18 protein-coding genes and 1 pseudogene are annotated in these 15,905 nt (G+C 60.9%); 10 read left to right on the top strand and 9 right to left on the bottom strand.

Annotated features, from left to right (window positions below):
• The first annotated feature begins 102 nt into the window (after positions 1 to 102).
• A complete protein-coding gene (locus tag BMX78_RS08195; RefSeq protein ID WP_286138860.1) occupies positions 103 to 477 on the top strand; it encodes a site-specific integrase in 375 nt (124 codons plus the stop codon).
• 11 nt (positions 478 to 488) lie between these two features.
• A complete protein-coding gene (locus BMX78_RS23380) occupies positions 489 to 776 on the top strand; it encodes a hypothetical protein (RefSeq protein ID WP_286138861.1) in 288 nt (95 codons plus the stop codon).
• Between the two features lie 492 nt (positions 777 to 1,268).
• Here the strand turns inward: BMX78_RS23380 and BMX78_RS08200 are convergent, their stop codons facing one another.
• The 3 genes from BMX78_RS08200 to BMX78_RS08210 form a co-directional block, all read right to left on the bottom strand.
• On the bottom strand, positions 1,269 to 2,120 hold the full coding sequence (locus tag BMX78_RS08200; protein WP_091418546.1) for a TIGR03620 family F420-dependent LLM class oxidoreductase: 852 nt from the start codon (positions 2,118 to 2,120) through the stop codon (positions 1,269 to 1,271).
• Positions 2,121 to 2,207: 87 nt separating this feature from the next.
• Positions 2,208 to 2,354 carry a DUF1059 domain-containing protein gene (locus BMX78_RS08205; protein ID WP_091418548.1) on the bottom strand — a complete coding sequence of 49 codons (147 nt, stop codon included), beginning with the start codon at positions 2,352 to 2,354 and terminating at the stop codon, positions 2,208 to 2,210.
• Between the two features lie 43 nt (positions 2,355 to 2,397).
• Positions 2,398 to 3,183: an enoyl-CoA hydratase/isomerase family protein gene (locus BMX78_RS08210; protein ID WP_170850739.1), complete on the bottom strand. Its 786-nt coding sequence runs from the start codon at positions 3,181 to 3,183 to the stop codon at positions 2,398 to 2,400.
• A 395-nt stretch (positions 3,184 to 3,578) separates the two neighbouring features.
• On the opposite strand from BMX78_RS08210, the gene BMX78_RS08215 reads away from it, so the two are divergent.
• Complete coding sequence (locus BMX78_RS08215) at positions 3,579 to 4,109, top strand: nuclear transport factor 2 family protein (RefSeq protein ID WP_091418551.1); 531 nt, start codon at positions 3,579 to 3,581, stop codon at positions 4,107 to 4,109.
• Between the two features lie 129 nt (positions 4,110 to 4,238).
• Positions 4,239 to 5,093: an SDR family NAD(P)-dependent oxidoreductase gene (locus tag BMX78_RS08220; protein WP_091418553.1), complete on the top strand. Its 855-nt coding sequence runs from the start codon at positions 4,239 to 4,241 to the stop codon at positions 5,091 to 5,093.
• A gap of 166 nt (positions 5,094 to 5,259) precedes the next feature.
• Here the strand turns inward: BMX78_RS08220 and BMX78_RS23635 are convergent.
• The 5 genes and pseudogenes from BMX78_RS23635 to BMX78_RS08240 all read right to left on the bottom strand — a co-directional run.
• Positions 5,260 to 5,580, bottom strand: a pseudogene (locus tag BMX78_RS23635) (SDR family oxidoreductase); the annotation flags it as partial.
• A 19-nt stretch (positions 5,581 to 5,599) separates the two neighbouring features.
• Positions 5,600 to 5,908, bottom strand: coding sequence for a glycoside hydrolase family 15 protein (locus tag BMX78_RS23385; protein ID WP_091418557.1), 309 nt, complete (start codon positions 5,906 to 5,908; stop codon positions 5,600 to 5,602).
• Between the two features lie 179 nt (positions 5,909 to 6,087).
• The gene (locus BMX78_RS23390) at positions 6,088 to 6,411 is read right to left on the bottom strand and encodes a hypothetical protein (RefSeq protein WP_091418558.1); all 324 of its coding nucleotides are present in this window, start codon (positions 6,409 to 6,411) and stop codon (positions 6,088 to 6,090) included.
• Positions 6,311 to 6,916 carry a trehalase-like domain-containing protein gene (locus tag BMX78_RS23395; RefSeq protein WP_286138862.1) on the bottom strand — a complete coding sequence of 202 codons (606 nt, stop codon included), beginning with the start codon at positions 6,914 to 6,916 and terminating at the stop codon, positions 6,311 to 6,313. The genes BMX78_RS23390 and BMX78_RS23395 overlap by 101 nt, the downstream gene beginning before the upstream one ends.
• A gap of 155 nt (positions 6,917 to 7,071) precedes the next feature.
• On the bottom strand, positions 7,072 to 7,689 hold the full coding sequence (locus BMX78_RS08240; RefSeq protein ID WP_091418560.1) for a TetR/AcrR family transcriptional regulator: 618 nt from the start codon (positions 7,687 to 7,689) through the stop codon (positions 7,072 to 7,074).
• A gap of 190 nt (positions 7,690 to 7,879) precedes the next feature.
• Here BMX78_RS08240 and BMX78_RS08245 point away from each other — a divergent pair, with 190 nt between their 5' ends.
• The 5 genes from BMX78_RS08245 (at position 7,880) to BMX78_RS23640 (ending at position 12,678) form a co-directional block, all read left to right on the top strand.
• A complete protein-coding gene (locus BMX78_RS08245) occupies positions 7,880 to 8,428 on the top strand; it encodes a hypothetical protein (RefSeq protein WP_211482559.1) in 549 nt (182 codons plus the stop codon).
• Positions 8,429 to 9,223: 795 nt separating this feature from the next.
• On the top strand, positions 9,224 to 10,492 hold the full coding sequence (locus tag BMX78_RS08250; protein WP_091418561.1) for a cytochrome P450: 1,269 nt from the start codon (positions 9,224 to 9,226) through the stop codon (positions 10,490 to 10,492).
• 9 nt (positions 10,493 to 10,501) lie between these two features.
• Positions 10,502 to 10,819 (top strand): 2Fe-2S iron-sulfur cluster-binding protein, encoded by a 318-nt coding sequence (locus BMX78_RS08255; RefSeq protein ID WP_286138863.1) that lies wholly within the window; start codon positions 10,502 to 10,504, stop codon positions 10,817 to 10,819.
• 271 nt (positions 10,820 to 11,090) lie between these two features.
• The gene (locus tag BMX78_RS08260; protein ID WP_091418563.1) at positions 11,091 to 12,320 is read left to right on the top strand and encodes an NAD(P)/FAD-dependent oxidoreductase; all 1,230 of its coding nucleotides are present in this window, start codon (positions 11,091 to 11,093) and stop codon (positions 12,318 to 12,320) included.
• A gap of 184 nt (positions 12,321 to 12,504) precedes the next feature.
• Entirely contained in the window at positions 12,505 to 12,678 is a 174-nt protein-coding gene (locus tag BMX78_RS23640) for a helix-turn-helix domain-containing protein (protein ID WP_353615436.1), read from the top strand.
• Between the two features lie 1,707 nt (positions 12,679 to 14,385).
• Here BMX78_RS23640 and BMX78_RS08275 read toward each other — a convergent pair.
• The gene (locus BMX78_RS08275; protein WP_286138864.1) at positions 14,386 to 15,009 is read right to left on the bottom strand and encodes a glycerate kinase; all 624 of its coding nucleotides are present in this window, start codon (positions 15,007 to 15,009) and stop codon (positions 14,386 to 14,388) included.
• A gap of 103 nt (positions 15,010 to 15,112) precedes the next feature.
• Here BMX78_RS08275 and BMX78_RS08280 point away from each other — a divergent pair, with 103 nt between their 5' ends.
• Positions 15,113 to 15,589: an ATP-binding protein gene (locus BMX78_RS08280; protein WP_286138865.1), complete on the top strand. Its 477-nt coding sequence runs from the start codon at positions 15,113 to 15,115 to the stop codon at positions 15,587 to 15,589.
• Positions 15,590 to 15,905: the final 316 nt, after the last annotated feature.

The following is a 15,905-nucleotide window of genomic DNA, read 5'->3' on the forward strand; positions in this document are numbered from 1 at the left end:
AGTGAATTTACGTCGTGTCGTGCTCACAAGAACACCTTTCCGCAGAATCCAAGGATCCCGCTACTTCAGGTGTCCACCAACAGAGGTTAACCCCACCTGGTCATGACCGGTACTCGTTTCGGGGAGGCCACGGCGCTGACCGTCGCGGACGTTGATCTGCTGTCCAAGTCGCCCACCGCTCGGATAAACAAGGCATGGAAACGAGACGGCCAGAACCAGTACTACATCGGGGCGACGAAGACAGGTGCCGGGAAGCGCACCATCGGACTCGACCCTGCTCTTGTGGAGCTGCTGATCCCGCTGGTGGCAAGCAGGCCGGGCAAGGAACTGGTGTTCACGACGCCCAAGGGCGGGCGGATCATCCACAAGCTTTACTGGCACCACTACTGGGTTCCTGCCGTTCGCGCGGCCGAGGCAATCGGCCTGACCAAAACCCGCGCATTCACGACCTCCGCCACACTCACGCATCCTGGCTGATCCAGGACGAAGTGCCCTTGTTTACCATCTCGCGCCGGCTAGGGCACGCCTCTACGAGGACGACTGAACAGGTGTACGAGCACTTGAGGCCGGAGGCCCTGCAGTCTGGCGCTGCGCTACTGAGCGTTCCGTCACGGCTTTTCTGCGGTAGCGGTCTGACTAGTCGGCATGGCGGAATTTCTGTCCCCAGGGGTTTGCCTGCCCGGCGCGCAGCCCCGGTCATGTCGGTCGGGTTCCAAGCCGTCATGAAAGTGGAAAGCAACGCCTTACTTTTGGAGATCCCGTGGAGATCGCTTTGAACCCGCAGAAGCAGCCGCGCTGTTGCGCTGCACCGAATCATGGCTTCGCGATGGCGCCACCGGCGGACGCTTCCCGCACGCGTGCTGGCGGCCACCCGGCCGACGCATTCGACCCTAGAATACTTGCCGGTCTTCCAGGCTTGGACCAGTGCGGAGACGCCGGCGATGGCGTCTTCCCGGCTCATCAACGTCGTGCTGTCGGCCTCGAATAAGGCGCCTGCATCAAGTGTGGTGACGACTGGCTGGTTGGGCTGTGGTGGCGAGGGCGGGGCCCCAAAGCAACAATCCACGGTTCCCGTGGAAGCCCTCCGTGCCACGCTAGCTAACAGGCTTACAAACGGCACCAAGTACTGACCGGCGTCGACCGTGGCAGACACCTCCATGATCTGCCCGCCCGCACACGCTCTACCCACCAGAGACAAAAGTGACGCGAGGACAACTTTCTCCCACCACGGCGCGTCAGCGACGCTGGTTCGTTAGCTAGAGCCCTCGTCACCGCGCGCGGCGAAGGCCAAGAGCGTGTGCCAGCTCTCGATACGACTCGACGGTGGGCGCTCCATCCGCAAGGAGCTGGATTGCAACGTGGTCGGCCCCGGCGGCGTGGTGGCCGCCCTCCAGCCGTTCGGCTACCCGGGCGGCGGTGCCCTGTAAGACAAGGTCGTCGATCAGCCGGTCGCTTCCGCCATTGATCATCTCGTCCTCGCTGTAACCGAGGGACAGGAGGTTGTTGCGGTAGTTGACCCGCTGGAGGTAGGGGTCATCAACGAATGCGCGTCCGACCGCGCGGGTGATGCTGGGGTCGGAGCCCAGGACGACCTTCTGCTCGGGAGCGAGGAGGGGGAGCGGTCCCAGGAGATCCCGCGCCTTCTTCGTATGCTCCGGAATGGTGAGGTAGGGATGGGCTCCCAGTGACCGACGGCCGGATAGGCGCACCATGTCGGGGCCCAGTGCGGCAAGAACGCGTCGATCGCACGGCACGTCGCCAACGTCGAGACGGTCGAGGTAGTGCTTCACTGCCGTGTACGGCTTGTCGTAGACGCTCTGGTTGGACTCGCGATGGCCGGCACCAATGCCCAGAACGAACCTGCCAGGAAAGCGCTGCTCGATGCGATGGAACGCTGGGCCAACGATGTCTGCATCCGTGGACCACACGTTGATGATTCCCGTGGCAATGACGATGTTCTCTGTCGCCTGCAACAGTTGCTCTACGACGTGCAGTTCGCTGTCCTTCGAGCCGCCGATCCACAGAGCCCCGAAACCCAACGTCTCCAGCTCCTTTGCCAGGGCCGGTGTCCAGGTGTCTGCTACCTTCCACACCCCGTAGCGCTGAAGTTGATCCTTCATGAGTCTCCTTTGTTGATCACCAGGCGTGGGAATCCGAAACCGCGCAACAGCGCCTGAGCCTGACGCGCGGGCCTGCCGAGGGCTCGTTCAGAAAGCCATGAAGAGGATCTCTTCGCGCGAATACTCCCGCCCAGGGTGCTCGACGCGAAGGTGCTCATTCGCCTTGGCTACAAGGTCATCTTCATCCGTCCCGTGAATGGTCTGACCGCACGGGCACTCCAGGGTCTTCTTCACAGTGAATACTCCTTCTGATCCGTCATTCAGGTCAGGGCATTGGTTAGAGACCTCGGCCAAACGCTGCGAGCGCCTCGTAGGCGAGGCCCATCCCTTGTAGCTCGAGTGTCTGCTTCTTGATCGGCTGAACCATGAGGGAGCGCGTGAAGCGGAGCGTCGAATCCGATTTTTCGGCGATCCTGCGAGCGAGCTCCCAGGCACGCTCAAGGACGCGCTGCTGTGGCAGGACTTCCTTGACGAGCCCCCAGCGAAGCGCCTCCTCAGCGGTGATGACCTCCCCGGTGAGCATGTACGCGCGGGCGCGGTTTATACCCAGCAGCATGGTCATCCAGATGTGACTACCATCGCCCGGTACCAAATCCTGAAGATCGAAGTGGGCGGAATCCTCGAAGGAGGCGGTCTCGGATGCGAGCACGATGTCCGAATACAACGGCAGTTCGCAGTGGCGACGGACGGGACCGTTGACCGCCGCGATCACGGGCACGGGGATGTCAAGCAGCGCATTGTTCATCTCGCGCTGATTGGTCCAGGCAAGTTCTTCCCACACTGCGTACTCGTCGGCGAGGTTGCTCTGGCGGGTCAGGGTTCGGCCTCCGGGAGCGTCGGCTCGCGGGCCGATGAAGTCGGTACCGGTGCCGGTGATGATCACCACCCGATTCGCGCGGTCCAGAGCGATCTGCCGGAACGCGGCGGTGAGATCCCGGTGAGTCGTTTCTCCCATGCGAAGGAAGTCGTTGTCCGAATGTAGCTGCACCAGGAGGATTCCATCCTCACCCCTAGTCAGTTTTATGTGCCGATAACTGTGTTGGTAATCGACGAACTCCGTCACGGCGAGCGACTCCTTCGTTGCTGTATATGGCACAGAAAACTGTGACGCGGAAACAGTCCTTCGATTGTCCCCGAGTCCGTAGCGACGAACCCGGCTTACACAATAGCGTGACGAGACACCGCCCTGAATACGAATCTACCGTATCATGGATCCGATTCCACTCAATGGCCCCTCCTCGGGTGTTCGACCACATTGTCGTAGGCAGACCGGAGGGGGCCGCCCCTAGGATTGCAGAAGGCCAGGTTGTGCGCTGGTTGGCGTGACAATCGTGGTGGGATGCTGTTAGCATCCGTTGAATACGATTCTAGATTCGGGGCTCATCGGCGTTACTCACGGCATCCACGCGAACGACGGCAGAACGTTACCGCGATGAGCGCATCGAGAGGGGACCACTGATGCCATCCAGCCAACTCACGTTGAGCGATGTCGAGCAACTGCAGGCGATCGCGGCCATCACACGGATCAAGAGCAAGTATGCAAACAGCATCGATCACCGCCGCTGGGATGAGTTCGAGTCGCTCTTCGCTCCTGATGCGCAGCTGGATGAGAGCGACTTCCCGACTGCCCGCAAACCAGGTTCAAATGAACCAGCCTCTAAGGCTGCGTTCGAGTATCTTGAGGCGGTTGCGAGCCAGGGCGCTGTATGGCCGGTCGTGGGCCGAGCCGCCATCCGTGCCACGGTCTCATCGACCCGGGAGGACCACGGCATGGTCCATCACATTTTCAACCCTGACATCGAGCTCACGTCCGATACCACTGCCACCGCAGTTTTCCGCTACGAGAGCCACCACTGGCTCCCCACGGGCGAGCCGGTGGCCTACATGCACAACTTCGGCACGTATCACGAGAGCTACGTTCGACTTGCCGACGGACGCTGGTACATCAAAACACTTCGACTTGCCCGCCTGCGCGTGGAGTGCAGTTAGGCGCCAGCCGAAGGCTCTCTGGCGCGAACATCGCGTCGACCACTCACATGTGGTGCGCAAACATGCAACATCGCCTCGCCTCTTGTCGATGCGAAACACACGGGAAAAACTGGCTGAAAGGGTAGTGAAGTGGGTAACAGGCTGGATGGCAAGGTCGCCATCATCACGGGCGGAGCACGAGGACAGGGCGAGGCTGAAGCACGACTCTTCGTCGCTGAGGGAGCGAAGGTCGTCATCGCGGACGTGCTCGACGATCCTGGCCAGGCGCTGGCGTCAGACCTCGGCGAAAACGCCCTCTACGTCCACCTGGACGTCACCAGCGAGGACGACTGGAATGCTGCGGTCGCTACAACCATCGAGCGATTCGGACCTCCTACGGTTCTCGTGAACAACGCCGGGATAACGCAGCACCGAACGATCGATCAGATGGTGAAGGAAGATCTGCTCAACATTCTATCGGTCAACGTTGTGGGCCCCTGGCTTGGCACCAAGGCGGTGTTTGATCCGATGCGGCATGCAGGTGGCGGATCGATCATCAATATCGGGTCGACGAACAGTGGCCGTGGAGAAGCCGGAGGCACCGGGTACACCACCTCTAAGCACGCCCTGGCCGGTCTCACCAAGAGCAGCTCGATCGAGTTCGGGCCTTTCGGCATTCGCGTCAATCTTGTGCTTCCCGGTGGCATCAAGACTCCGATGTCGGCGACCTCCGGATCCTGGTACGGCGCTGGCGTGCTGGATACCAACCCCACAGAGTGGGCCTTGCCTTTGCGGCGTTGGGGCCGGCCGGAAGAGATCGCCTACTTGGTCCTTTTCCTCGCCTCCGACGAGTCCAGCTACTCCACCGGATCCGAGTTCACAGCTGACGGCGGAATGACCGTCGATCATCCGGGCAGGCCCGCCCGGGCGTGGGTTGAACACCGCGAAGCACTCTTGGCGGAGCAAAATGCCGCGGTCGCGCTTTCAGGACCGCCCTCAGAATAGATTCGGGACGAATCCTCGCCCTGCTTGAACACCACGTCCTCGATGGCCCTCTGCTCGCCAAGATTATCGAGGATGTGGTGTTTGCCGTTGGTTGCGATGACGACATGGACACTCCGCCGTCGACCGGGAGCACGACCCCCCTTATGTAGGCCGCCTCGTCTGAAGCGAGGAAGCCGACTCCGATGGCGATCTCGTGTGGATCGGCGAACCGCCGAAGGGGGATCGTCTCAGTGAGCTCGGCAAGCCTCGCTTCGGGAATGGAGGAGATCATCCTGGTCTGCGCGTTCGGCGAGACCGTCTTCACGGTGATGCCAAAGTTCGAGAGCTCCTTCGCCGCGGCCTGGGTGAATCCGATGATCCCTGCCTTTGCCGCGGCGTAGTTGGCCTGGAAGCCGACCTGAGGCATGACCAATAGTGCAGCGTCGGTTTGGCCTCCGCCATAAGTCTGGGTAAAGGAGTTCAGACCCGTGTCGAACCCCTCACGCATGATCTCCGTCCGCAACCCATCAGGAGATGTTCCCAATGATCAGCAGCCCCGACAATCCGTGGTCACGTGCAGCCCGTATACCGCAGTCGAAAGCGGCCCACATCATCACCCGGGAATGCGTGAAGTACTGTGCATCTCGGCGCATTTCCCAAAGGCCGAAGTCCCGGTCCTCGATGTGGTTCTCGACAAATGTCAGCAGAAGACGCTGGAGGGCCCACGAGAAGTGGTCTTCCTTGCCTCCTGCCAGACGTAGCCTTTCCATCGCCACCGTGACCTCACCCACGACGTCGGCCTGGAACTGAGCGATGGCGGCGTTTCCAACACGCACAGGCCTCGAATTCCAGTATCCGGGCAGATAACCAAGCACCCTCTCAGGCAAATCCCGTTCTCCGCCAACGCCCTACATGATCTGCAGACTTTCGGGATCGCCAGCGAGAGACCGAAGCAGCCAATTCCGCCACTGCAGCGCCTTCGTTTCATAGCCGTGGGTCAGCATGGATTCCAATGTCAGCGCGGCATCGCGCAACAGCGGTAACGGTAGTCCCAGTTCCGGGGGCCGCCGAAGTCCTCGGGCAAGGGTGTCGTCGGCGCCGCAACGATGACACCCGTTTCGTAATGCGTAAGGGCTCGGAGTACTAACAACGAACGCTTCACCGCATGCCCCGTCCTGGCGACAATGGCTACCCACAGGGTCCAGTACTGAACGGCTTGATCCAGTGCCTCGTCGACATCAAGGGCTGCCGGAACCTGGCGGTGGGAAGGGAACCGTGTCAATTCGAAATCGACGGTTTTCGCCTCCTCCTCCTCCTGAAATTGCGAAATTTCCCTCATGCCCGTGCGAATAAGCCAGTGGAATGTGCGGTCCCCTCAATGCGATCGCATCCGGACCCGCCGTGGCCACCAGGACCGTTGCCCCGGGATCTGCATGGTCGTGGCCACGACTAACCCATGGCATAACCAGGCCATAGCTGGGCCGGATAGTGAGTTCTGGGTGCATCTCGACGGTTCCATACAGCCCCATGATTCGGCGCAGGAGTGAGGAGCGGTCCAAGCCCACCGGCATGAAGTCTCTAATCAAGACCCGGACGGTGATGGTTTCCCAGGTTGTTTGAAGCACAAACGCCGAATCTAGGTAGCGCCGATCAACGACGGCTGCGCCTCCATGACTGGGAGCCAACAGCCACCGACCGTGATCGGCGGTTCCCACGAGTGCACAAAATAACCACGGAGAGTCAAAACGCGGGAAATAGAGCCAGTCGACGCTGCCGTTTCGTGAGACGAGCGGCCCGGTTTGGAGGTCCGCAAGCAGCGCATAATCCTCTATGGGAGCAGCCATGGCTTCACTCAATCACAACTCAACCATATGGGTTAGGCCTCGAGGAATAGAAATTGTCCAGCCTAAGCCCAAGGGCATGGATGGTAGAGGCAAGGGGAAATGGCCGCCCAGCGCCCCCAAGCTTGAAGAGGACGAGGCGAGAAAGAACCAATGCCTTAGCCAGGCATTCCGGCTTCATGTTTCAGGGTTGAGAGCGCGTTTTGAACCATCTTCACGCACTTGTCGGTGGATATGCCTTCCTCCGAGTTGTCGAACGACAACCACTGCAGCACCAGACCATTAGTCACTCCAACCAGGAGCCCCGAAAGATTCTCAATATCGACATCCAGTTCCTCCTCGGTTCTAACTTCACGAAGGAGCTGGGCGCAATTATCCAGGTACCGGCGGTAAACCCGCCTAGCCAAATGTTGGGAGTCTGAACTTCGCAAAGACCACATTGTGAGCTCGTAACTGGCGAGCTGCATGTCGCGACTGCTCTGAAACCACTTCATGAATGAACGCAATATATCTGCGACGCCCTGGTGAAGCCCCACTTCTTGCTGTATCCGTTCACCGACTCCAGCAAAACGGGCAGCTGTGATGGCTTCATAGACTGCATGGAAGAGATCTTCCTTCGTCGCGAAACAATAGTGGAGGCTGGCAGTTGGTAGCTCGGCCACTTCGGCGATGCGGCGAGTTGTCGCCCTGGCCACACCTTCCCGGCTGATCACAGTAATGGCGGCCTCCACAAACTGCCTACGGCGGAAACTGACAGGCTGATGATCCTGCGGCATGCTGCCTCCTCGCTCACGCTTCTCCGAATTGCGGGATTCTGGAAATGCTCTAATTTCTTCCCAGCTTACTTGGACGCTTGGCCAATTTGATATGGAGATCTCCCTCAACTGGCAACAGGACAAAGTTTGGACAGCCCGGCGGCGGTCTCCCTAGCTGTTCCCTTCTTCAGGAGAAACAACGGAGCGCCAGATGCTGCGGCCCAGCTTCGTCCCGGCCGCCCCGATCCGGCGGCTCCGAAATCTGGCCCGGTACCGGATCGATCTGATCGGGACACGGACGGCGGAGAAGAACCGGGTTAAGAAACTTCTGGAGGACGCAGGGAGCAAACTTTCCGTGGTCGCCTCGGACATTTTCGGCGTCTCCGGCCGGGCGATGATGGCAGCGCTCATCGGCGCTGAACGGAACCCGAAAGTCCTCGCGCAGCTGGCGCGGTCGAGCATGCGGAACAAGATCACCGAACTTGAGGAGGCCTTCACCGGCCGCTTTGACGAGCACCCCCGCTTCCTTCTAGCCAGGATGCTGGCGCGGATCGATGGGATCGACGCGGACATCACCGCGCTTGATGTCCAGGTTCCCGACCGCGGGGCACCTTGTTCCTGGGCGAAGTTTTCCCCGGGTATCAATTCCGCCGCGGGAAAGACCAAAGGCAACGGCTCGACCGGACGCGAACCGCTATATCGCCCGTACGTTGGGCGAAGCCGCCGTCGGTGCCGGCAGAACGGATACCTTCCTGGGTGAACGTTACCGAAGGATCGCCCGGCGGCAGGGCAAGAAACGCGCCATCGGCGCCGACCACTTCACCCGCCACACCGACCCGGACACCAAAAAGGCGGCCACGTCTGCGACCCGAAGGCCTCGGCTACACCGTCTCCCCGACCCCTGCCGCCTGACTCCCATTTTCAAGACCACCGGAAGCCCTGTTTCGCCTCCGGATGCCCACGCACCCACCGACCAGAGGCAGGTCATCTCATCTTCGGACTAGACGGCGGCTCGATGACAAACTCTTAATCGCTTGATCAACCGTGCAGTGCTGCCGGCGCTGGGGTGAGGAGCTGATTCCTGAGAAGCCGGTGACCTAGGGCATGAACCGCCGAAGAGTTTTTGGTAAGAGTTCTTGATCACATGACCGAGTTGGTACTAGACTTGGTGGTGTGATCAAGATTACAACCGGGGCTGAAAGAAATTCGTCAGCATGACACGAGAACAGGCCTATGCAGATTGTCCTTCGGACTCTTATGTGGAGTTCTATGGGGCGACTGGCTGGTCATCCCGTTTGCCCGGTTGAGCAAGCATCCTTTTTCACCTGCATGCCTGGCGGAACCCGGAATGCGCGTCGCTGACTTAGCCTTGATCCACCGATCCGCGGTTGGTCCTGATTGATTTTGGGCCGCCTTGAATGCGCTTCACAAACACGACCGATGCGGCACTCGCCGTCCGCGAACTTCCGTGAGAGGTGGTGCGCCGATGCGCATAAGGGCGGTTGATGGCGGCTGATCGACCCGCCGAACACAAAACTAGAGAAGGAGCGACCGGATGATCGACTGGAAAACGATCGATAATGGCCTACTAGACCCGAATTTCTATGTTGGAACCGACTATCATGCCGCGTTCACGCAGATGCGGGACGAGGACCCGGTCCGCTGGGTTCGGGACGAGCGCTACGGCAAGGATTACTGGGCGATCACGCGGCACGAAGATGTGAGCGAGGTCCTGAAAAATGCACACGACTTCAGCTCCCGCTGGAACAGCCGGATACCGCTCACCCCGAAGCGGGTTACCCCTGAAGAGCGACACAAACGGGGGGTCGACGTGCGGATCACCGAATTGGATTTTCCCATGCATGACCTTTACCGTCGGCCGATCAACAAGCATTTCACTGTGCCGCAGATCGAAAAGATGCGGCAAGGGATCGAGCAGATGGTCGATGACATTATCGACTCGATTGCAGCGAAGGGGGAGTGTGATCTCGTCGAGGACATTGCCGCGGCGCTCCCGACGAGGGTCACCCTTGAAATGGTGGGGGTGCCGAAGGAGGACTGGGATTACATTACCGAGGCGTCATGGCAGTTTATGTCATCTGGTCACCCGCGTTGGATGATCGACAATGACCCTGTAAAAACTTACGACCTCGGTCAGCAAAAGCTACTGGATTACTGCACGAAACTTGCTCTGGATCGCCGAGAGAATCCGAAGGACGATTTCGCAACCATAATCGGTGAGCTAGAGATTGATGGTGAAAAGCTCAGCATTCATGAGATGAAGAGCTGGTTTGTCGCACTCATTGGGGGTGGGCTGGAGACCACGCGTAACGCCGTAGCGGTTGGCATGTGGGAGCTCATGAGGCAGCCTGAGCAGCGTAAAATGCTCGCCGAAAATCCTAATCTGACTAGTAGTACCGTCGAGGAGATTCTTCGTTGGGTTACACCGACCAAGAACAAGTTGCGCATCGCGAGCCGAGACTTCGAGTTCCGGGGCAAGCGGATCAAGCGCGGGGATTGGGTTGGGTGTTTTTTGGTTTCGGCTAACAGGGACGATCGAGTGTTCGACAACGCCCAGGAGTTCGATATCCGAAGAGACCCGAACCCTCACCTGGCGTTTGGTCACGGGCCGCATGTGTGTCTTGGCCGTCCGCTGGCGCGCATGGAGCTCGCGACGCTCGTCCCACGCGTGCTGAAGGCGTTTCCCGACATGCATACCACTGTCACAGGGCCGGCTTGGTTGGCCGACACCAGCGTCACAGGGTTCACCGAACTGCCCGTAGCCTACACACCCGTGCGTGTTCCGGCGCGCACAAGAGCCTGAGGAGGCCAAGTGACCAGCATCATCCAGTTCCGTATTCCGACCGGTGAGGTTCGCAAGGTCGACGCGGCCGACGGGGAGACCGTCATGCGGGCCGCCCTGTCCCAGGACATCCCCGGCATCGTCGGTGAATGCGGAGGCGAGTTGACGTGCGCGACCTGTCACGTCCACGTCACCCCCGAATGGTTCGATCAACTGGAACCGGCCTCGGGAGATGAGGAGGACATGCTCGAGGTGCTGGACGACCGCACCGAACACAGCAGATTGTGCTGCCAGATCCGGATCACCCCTGACTTGGACGGAATTGAGGTCGCAGTGCCGGAGCACTGATCTCTGAAAGCCCATCCACACAGTCGTCAACGACGTGCCGGTTGCCTCCAACTGTTCGCGAGTCGTTGGTGAGGCTCCGGGCAGCCCCGGGAAGACAAGGGCTGCGAGAGTCTCTTAGCCTTGATCCACCGGAACGGGCTATCGGCCAGTGCCGAAGAGGCGCGACGGGGCCCTGTCCACCTCGGCACCCTGCACCGTCGCGACTGCGGCGACGGCGCCCTCGGCAGGAGTTTGCCTAACCTATTATTCTCCCACTTTTCGGAGGTTTTCCATGTCAGCACACCACGATGTCCTGGTTGTCGGGGCGGGCCCGGCGGGGACCCAGGTCGCGGTCGGGCTCGTCACCGCAGGCATCACTGGGTCGATCGCCGTCCTCGGGTCCGAGCCCGGGCTTCCCTACGAGCGCCCTCCGCTGTCGAAGGCGTACCTCGTCGGCGAGGTTCCGGAGGACACCCTGCCGCTGCGCTCGGCCGCTTACTGGCTCAAGTCACCGATTGAGTTGCATTCGTCGACGACCGTCGAGTGGCTCGACCCGGCCCTTCACGCCATCCGCACCACCGACGGCCGCGAGTTCACTTACGGGAGCTTAGTGTGGGCCGCGGGCTGTCGCCCGCGCGTGTTGCCTGTCCCTGGGGCGGACCTGAGCGGAGTGCTCGGGCTGCGCACCCTGGACGACGCCCGGTGGTTGCGCGGCAAGCTCGGTCCGGACAGCCAGGTGGTGGTGATCGGCGGCGGATACATAGGCCTGGAGGTCGCTGCCTCAGCCACAAAGCTCGGTGCCTCGGTCACCGTGCTGGAGGCCCAGGACCGCGTGCTCGCCCGGGTCGCCGGTGCCGAACTGTCGACATTCGTCACCGATCGGCATCGAGCCGCCGGCGTACGGATCGAGCTGAACGCCACCGTGACCGAGATCGTGGGGGATGGCAAGCGTTGCACGGGAGTGCGGCTGGCGAACGGCGAGACGCTACCTGCGGATGTCGTGGTCGTCGGAATCGGCGTGGTCCCCAATGTGGAGCCCGTCGCCGCGGCGGGGGCGGACGCCCCCAACGGTCTGCTCGTCGATGTCCACGGACGCACCACTCTGCCCGACGTGCTGGCAGCCGGCGACTGCGCTCTGATGGGCACGGACGGGCTGCGCCTCGAGTCGATCCCGAACGCCGCCGCCCATGCCAAAGCCGTCATCGCGACGCTCACCGGCGAACCTCGTCCCGGCGCCGAGGTACCGTGGTTCTGGTCCAATCAGTACGACCTTCGGCTGAAGACCGCGGGCGTCCTCGCGGGCTACGACGCCACCGTCGTCCGGGGGGACCCCGCGACGGGCCGGTTCGCGGTCGTGTACCTGGCAGGCAACGTGGTCGTCGCCGTCGACACCGTAAACTCCCCCAAGGATTTTACGCAGGCCAAGCAGTTGATCGGCCTGGACGTCCGAGGCATGATCGAGGCTCTGACAGATCCAACCGTCGACCTGAAGGAAGTGGCGCGGCAGGGGGTAACGGTCTAGATGTACCCGGCCAGGAGGTTGGCGGCAGTGGTTGGGTTGCGGAAGGGGAGAACCTCCGGGCTCAGTGGAGATATCTGACGTCTTCACAATCACGGAGGTTCTCGTGTCCCGTACTGCCGGCCTAACTGTTAATGGCCGTCGGTTGATTGTCGAGCGGGCCCGTCAAGGGTGACCGCAAGCACATATCGCTGCCGCGATGGGGATGTCCCGCCGGTGTGTGCAGCAGTGGATCCGCAGATACCGGCCCGAGGGCGATGCGGGATGCGCATTGGAGGTGGAAGTATTGTCTTGGGTCAGTCCCTCAGATCCTGATGCTCCAGCAATTCGTGCCTGTAGTGGAGCAGGAACTCATGCTTGAAAGGCCAATCCAAGGGGAACGCGATCAAGGCCGCGATTGGCCATGGGTAGACGCGCCGTGATCCGATCAGCAGGGCAACGACGATGGCAAGCTTCACGATCCCGTGCACTAGCAGGTAGGCCGCGACGAACGCCGAACCGATAGGAGGGCCATCAGGCGAGGATCGCTCTTAACCACCAGGCCCTTGAGTCCAGCCGACTCGCCCCACCCGTGACTATTTCAGCAGTCTCCTAGACCAGCCGTCCTTTCGTCGTCTGCCGTGGACGGAGCCTAGAGGTGTCCTCCCGGGTAAGCCCCTTTATGTGTGTGGTCAACAATGCAGATGTTAATGAAGTCCCCAGGTCTGTCGGACTTGCGATACCGGGACACGAATCGGCCTGAAAAATTTCCCTTCACCCTTGTGTTGCTGTGTTTTCTGTGGTCGTTGGTTGTGGGCGTCGTTCTGGTAGGGGACCACCCGCTGGGCTGAGGGGCGGGAGTGCAACTTGGAGAACCGGCGCCGGGACGAAAACTTCGTCCGAAGCGATACCACTCCGCTCTGGGAAGTTTTCGTTCCCGGGGTCGGCGCGGTAGCACCTGGTTGCGCGGAGGACCCGCCCAGCGATCATGGGACATATCAGAATGACAAGCAGTTCGTACTTCTGCTTGTCCACCGACGCCAAGGTATCGGCGGCATGATTTAGCACGATAAGGCCGGGGGAAAACTCGGCGCCATGAGTGGTTCGGCGTGAGAGTCGTTCCACAAGGTGGGTCGTTGGTAGATTCCAGTACCGCAAAAGCCTGTTGAGGTGCGAGCCACTGCTGTCAGGACAAAGAAGACCACAGCCCTTCGTTTGGGGTGCGGTCTTCGGTTGAACGCTTACGGCGGGGCCAAAACGGGGTGTGGACGTTGTCCACATTCTTGCCCTCGGATCAGGTAATACTGTCCTCGGACTGCTTCGAATTCCGCATGCTTCCTCGGGCTCCCTGTGTTTGCAAGGCTTTGAATGCAGTTCGAGTCCCACCCCCGGCACGGCATATCCCCTCGTCACAGGGGTTTTTGCTTTAACGTGTTGACATGGCTTGTGGTGGCGTCCCTCTGACGCTAGTTGCGCGGGCTATGGCCTGGCGGCCGCGGAGCCTATTCAGGTGTGTGGGGTGGCGGGTTCAAGTCCCTGGCTGGTGGGCCTTCCGCCTGCTGTGGTGGGGTCAGATGCTTCCTCCTTCCGGTGCTGTCGGGTCGGTACGTGGTGGCCGGCACCTATTCATGGTCATAGGGGGAGGAAACAACATGACGTCGCCGACTTTGGTACAAGGTTCTTCTTGGAGGGCTCCTCCAAGACGTTAAAGAGTTGCGGCTGGACGCTTTGTCCTGCCAAAGGGGGTGTGGACACTGTCCACACTTACGTCTGCTTTATGGAGTCCCTTTAGTGGGGTGGGCGTGGAAGAGAATCTCGGATTGCCAGTGGAATGTAGCCGTGTTGGCGCTCACCGAACCCGCCATGGACCGTGAAGTTCGATGTGCCTGTTAGCTAACTGCCTCTACTTCTGGTCTTTCCATCGATCCAGAGGCTTCTTAGCCTGATGTCAGAAAGGACCCCAGGTACCGGCTTGACGTCAGGTTTGGGTGTGCGCCCAACAAGACAGCTCCTGGTCGAATTGCGAATACAGAGGCACCCGCCCGCGTTACCCCGGGCGGGTGTTTCTGCTTCCCGCAGTAAGTGCAGTTCAGCTACAGGAGCTTTGTTCCGACTTCTTTGCCGATCTGTCGGAGCAGGGTGGCTGAGAGCCCCGGGATTCTTGGAGTAGTTCAGATCGGTGTAGTCGGCCAGTGTGTATACCCGGGTGAGGGACATTTCGAACCATCGCTCTTTGGGAAGCAGGGAGCGGCCGGCGACGGCGATGATGGGGCGGGTGCCTGACCGTCGCGCAACATCGGCGGGCAGTTTTCCTGCCAGGGTTTGTTCGGATGCTGCCTTCGCCGGTGATGACCACATCGCAGCTGTCCTTGGGGGTGTTGAAGTCCAGTAGGTCCAGAAAGTAGTCGGCTCCCGATACCTGTTTGGCGCCGAGCAGCAGGCAGGCGTAGCCGATGCCGCCGGCGCTTCCGGCGCCTTCATATGCTGCAAATGACTCCGCTTCGGTCAATCCGGCTTCTGCCATTTTGATCACGTGCCCCAGGCTCTCATCGTGGAAGGCGATGTCCTCCGCATTGGCGCGTTTTTGGGGTCCGAAGACCGCCGGTGCGCCATGGGGGCCGCGGAGGGGGTTGTGGACGTCGCTTGCGACGACGAGTTCGGTGTCCTGCAGTTCCGGGAGTGCAGTGCGGAGAACGGACTGGATCTGTCCCAACGGTCACCGCTTCCATAGAGCTGGCGCCCATGGGAGTCGTGGAAGCTGTAGCCGATGGCTGTCAGCAATCCCATTCCGCCGTCGGTGCTGGTGCTGCCGCGCAGTGCCAGGACGATCCTGGGTTGCGACCGGGAAGACGTTCTTCCTCGAAGCCCTCGGCCAGCAGGCCGTCGAAGCCGGCATGCGGGTCGCCTGGTTCAGGCTCGAGGACCTCGGCGTCCTCGTCCGCGCCCACCGGACCGATGACAGTGTCACCCGGGCCTTCGCCCGGATCCTCCGAGCCGAGCTCGTGGTCATTGACGACATTGGCCTGCTGCTCGTGGCCACCGACGCCGCCGAAGGCCTCTACCGAGTCGTGGACGCAGCCTATGAAAAACGCTCCGTCGCTATCAGTTCCAACCTCCACCCCGCCGGATTCGACGAGCTCATGCCCAAAACCCTCGCCACTGCCGCCGTCACAATGGCTCACTTTTCGACCGTCACCGACAAGCGGGAGGTTCTCACGACGCTCGGCCCGCAGCCAGATGAGTCCACCATGGCCCGCCTGATGGATCTCGACGCGAGTACTTGCCTTCAGTAGCCTCGACGAGAAGACACCGTTCATCGAAACCGAGGAGCGCGAGGAGCTATTCGCCGCACTCGACGAAGTTGTAACGGAGCAAGAGCAGGAACTGAGCGGTTCTCTCGCGGCCGAGCGATCGGCCCATCTCTCCGGAGTGACAGCGCGCGGAACTGGTGACGAGCATATGCCTACCCCAGGCGGTCGGCGCGCCCAGGGCTTAACTGCGGCTGATTTGGGGGGTCGACGCAAATTCCGCAAGCATGTCGTGAGTCAGCCGCGAAGCTAAGGGTGGCGTTGGAGATTGGCGTATCGCGCCCACGGCTCTGCTGCCGCG

This window comes from Arthrobacter sp. OV608, from assembly GCA_900110595.1.
GTDB lineage: Bacteria > Actinomycetota > Actinomycetes > Actinomycetales > Micrococcaceae > Arthrobacter.